Here is a 3,998-nt window from a genome sequence, read left to right as displayed (position 1 = left end):
ACCAACAGCACTAAAAACACCAGAAATCAAAACAAACGCAACGAATGCAAAAGAAAATACTAAAATGATTCCAGCGATAGAAAAAGCCCAAGTAAAAGATGTAGTGGATTATAAACATTTACTTCCTGGAAAAGAATATGATGGGAAAGAAGTAACGGCAAGTAAGACGAATCAGCTACTTCCAGCTACGGGAGAAGTGAAGTCTATTCTTTTAGTAATAGTAGGATTTCTTCTACTGGTTTTATCAGTACTAGTGTTAAGATATTTGAGTAAAAATAGATAATTTTATATAATAAACAAAATGATAGAATGATAGAGTTGTAATATAATCATGTTCTTTACGAAAATGGGGATTTTAAATTTTTGATGACATATGAGGGAGATTAACAAAGTGATATCAATATCTGATCTAACTAAAATATTTGGTGTAACCACTAGGACTTTACGATATTATGAAGATTTTGGGTTAATTGAATCAGCTGAAAGAGTCAATGGAATAAGATATTATCATCAAGAAAAAATAATAAAAAGAATAGATGAGATTAGTTTTTTAAAGTCACTTGGGTATAAATTACGAGATATTAAGCACATTTTAAATAATCCACTTTATATTAAACCTATATTAATGAACATACGACTTAATCTGATTTACAAAAAAATAGACGAATTAAAATCAGAGATATCTGATTTAAAAAAAGCTTTAGAAACGTATGGTTGGAAAGAAATAATGATAGAAAATGCCTTTGTATTGGAAGAAATGGAAAAAGAATATACTGATTTATTTTTAGTTAAGGAAAGGATAAGTAAAAAAGAAGAGATCACAAAAGAAGATGCAATCGCCTTTGTAAATTATTATAAAAAATGGCATGCTAGAGTAGGAATCCATTTGAGTGAGGAACATTTAAGAGCAATTACTTTCAATTCGAAAATACAAATGAAAGATGAAAAAGTTAGAGAGCTATTTATAAAATACTTTGAATGATTTTACAAAAAGTTAATGCTGTATGATATGCAATAGTTGTAGTTTAGCGCTTATCAATTAAACAAATCAGACGAATAGGCGAATTAGTTGTACTATTATTATTAGTATAAAAAAGCTGTTACACCAAGGATTAAATTAAGGTGTAACAGCTTTTTTATTTTTAGATTCGATAAAGTACATAAAATAGCACAGTATTCTATAAAAAACATAATGTGTCTATTTATTGAATAATTAGGTAGTTATAGCGAAATTTTTAGTTTATAGATCGAATTTTTTTATTTCTTGAGCTATGTTTATCTTTAAACCGTAATATTTATGATAATTGGATATGGAAATATCAATAAATAACTTAGAACACAAATATTTATTTATTTTCATATGCTATATAAAATTAAGTAAAACTTAATAATACTATTATTTTTTATTTTTAAAATGAAAAAATTGAAAAAAAACGGAAATTTATGGTGTTTATTTAATAAAAAACACTCTATCCTAATTATATATACAAATTTTATTTTAATTTTCAGATACACCCCCTCTCTTTAAGTCAGTATGAATACTAGATAAAAAAACAAGAAATGGAGTCTTATATGGAACAGGTATATTGTTAACCTTTTTTATTTTTATGGTAAATAGTAAATAACGATTAACAAATTTTACCAAAAAAATGAGAATAAATAGACGCTATTGATTCAATAGGAACAATTGCCTTTATTGTCTGACTTGCCCTGTTAACAAAAAACTGAGTAATTAAGTTATTTCTAGCGCTTTAATAAATATGCTGGGAACGAACAATGAAAGGACTGGGAGAATGGATATCCTTCAGTTGCTAGATGAAAACTCAAAAGTAAAAATAGAACTACTAGAGTTTATCCAAACAAAACTTGGTGAAAAAGTAGAACTATCTTTTTTGGCGCAAGAAACAGCTGTATCTAAATTTAAACTAGGAAAGTTAATTGATGAGTTAGATATAGACCTCCAACAGAAGTTAAGTTTGAACAATGTTTTTACTTTTAAAAGAGGGATTGTTCAAGTAAATTCTTTCATTTGCGATAAAGATATTCTAAAATTAAGACAACAATATTTGGATAGTTCATTGATCTATCAGTTGCTTATTTTCCTACTGTTTTCAAATAAACCAATCAGTAAATTTACAGCCGAACACTACATTTCAAATTCGACATTGTACCTTTATAAAAAACGAATAAATAAACTGTTAGAAAAAGAACCGTTACTTGTAAAAAAGAACAAAATTGTAGGCAATGAATGGAAAATCCGTTCCTTAGGTTATTCTATTATCCATGATCTGAATGGTATTGGCCATCCATTTACTGAACAACAAAAAAATCAAAGTGACCAACTGGTATTTTGGATTGAACAATTTTTTAAAATTAGAATTCGAAATAGTCAACGATATAAATTGTCTTTGTTTCTATCTATAAGTGCACTTCGTATGATGAAAAAATCATATTTTCATAAATCTTATATAGCAGCCAATGTCGATTTATCGGCTCCTTTGATTCAACAGTTAGCAGGAAAGTTGAAAAATGAATATAGTATTCCAGATTCTGTCGCAATCAATGAAGCTGCGATATTGTATATTTATTTATATATCAATCGAATGATCCACAAAAAAACACATTTGAATTTTTCAGAATTAAAACCAACGTTACTCATTTTTAATAGTAAATATTTGAATATGATTAAAGAAATGAGTGATTCGATTCCCTTAGACTATCAACTACTTAAAGTTTTGTTTAAAGGGGTACAGCCTATCCACGAACGCTTGTTGCTAATGCCTGATGTACACCATCGATTTAGAAATATTCGTCATTTTCAATTTTTAAAAGAGGAATATCCCTTATTTGATCAGAAAGTAAATGAAACAATTACAGCAATCGGTCATTCTATCTTGTTGACTGAAGAGGAAAAAGCAGATCTTTATATTTGTTATATGATGGAGTTGATAAAGAACTTCCCATTAGAATCAATTGAAGAGCCCATTTATATTACTTTGGATTTTTCTTATGGAAAAGCATATGAAGAATTTATTGCAGAGCATTTACAGTATGCTTTAGCTGGAAAAATAGTCATTGAAAATGTCATTTCGTCAAAAACGGATGTATATATTTCTGATTTTCATTTAGGAAATCTCCAATGCAAACACATTTTATGGCAACGACTGCCTAATAACCACAATTGGCAAGATTTGATTAAGCAAATCAAACAAATCTTTCTAGAAAAAAAAGCAAAGAAACAAAAGAGTCTTCCCCAAGTACCATCAGTAAACTAGTTTATTTTTGCTTTTTGGCCATCATAAAAAGAGAGAAGTTTATTCTATAGACTAACTTTTTTCTTTTTTTCTTTATTTTTATGTAAAGAAAGTAGATAGAAATACTTGAGAGGTAGTAGAACCAGAATCAGTCAATTCTGTGATTTAATAATGGTGAAACAGTTGTATGAAAATTAAATGTTTACGGATGCCAAGGTGGAAACTTACTGTGCTAAAAGAAGTCGTTAAATATGTTGCAAAAAACATAGGAGTAAAAAGCGGTGAAAAAACAATGATAGATTTTGTGAATTATCTGACAAATGTTGAAGTTCATAGTCAAGATGGTTTAGAAAATGGTGTGGTAAAATATTTGTATATTCGTTAAATTACAGCTCATTGGACAGTTGTTTTTTTGTTTTTTTGAGAGGATACGTTGAAAATAAAAAAGGGATATTTATTTTATTGATACGTGATGGTTGAATATGTATTTTTTGGAATAAATATAATTGGATTAAATAAGAAAGAGTATCTATTGAAACATTTACCTACTTAGTTAGTTTGGTCACTTCTGTTGTTACAAATTGGCTGATTCTTTTATTTTGGCCTAGAAATAAAAAAGCAGATTTAAAATAAAATTTTTGTTATGTATACCATAGGAGGGGGATAAAAGACTTGTCACTCCTCTTTTTGTTTGCTATAAAATGAAAAATTATTTTAAAACATATTACTTACCTATTTACAGCA

The 3,998-nt window shown here is 27.8% G+C and carries 4 protein-coding genes; all 4 read left to right on the top strand.

Annotated features, from left to right (window positions below; all coding sequences use genetic code 11):
* Positions 1 to 283 (top strand): VaFE repeat-containing surface-anchored protein (locus EVI01_RS13170; RefSeq protein WP_146811751.1); only part of this gene is annotated, 283 nt, incomplete at its 5' end.
* A 108-nt stretch (positions 284 to 391) separates the two neighbouring features.
* Positions 392 to 982, top strand: a complete 591-nt coding sequence (locus EVI01_RS13165; RefSeq protein ID WP_010751713.1) for a helix-turn-helix domain-containing protein — start codon at positions 392 to 394, stop codon at positions 980 to 982.
* A gap of 811 nt (positions 983 to 1,793) precedes the next feature.
* Positions 1,794 to 3,275 carry a helix-turn-helix domain-containing protein gene (locus EVI01_RS13160; protein WP_010751712.1) on the top strand — a complete coding sequence of 494 codons (1,482 nt, stop codon included), beginning with the start codon at positions 1,794 to 1,796 and terminating at the stop codon, positions 3,273 to 3,275.
* Positions 3,276 to 3,483: 208 nt separating this feature from the next.
* Entirely contained in the window at positions 3,484 to 3,639 is a 156-nt protein-coding gene (locus tag EVI01_RS13805; RefSeq protein WP_010751711.1) for a hypothetical protein, read from the top strand.
* Positions 3,640 to 3,998: the final 359 nt, after the last annotated feature.

Origin of the sequence: Enterococcus villorum (assembly GCF_007990225.1) — a bacterium.
Taxonomy (GTDB): domain Bacteria; phylum Bacillota; class Bacilli; order Lactobacillales; family Enterococcaceae; genus Enterococcus_B; species Enterococcus_B villorum.
This window is presented reverse-complemented; position numbering and strand designations above follow the sequence as displayed.

Coding starts and splice junctions, on each gene's coding strand:
- EVI01_RS13160 (WP_010751712.1), top strand. CDS start 1,794: ATGGATATCCTTCAGTTGCTAGATGAAAACTCAAAAGTAAAAATAGAA.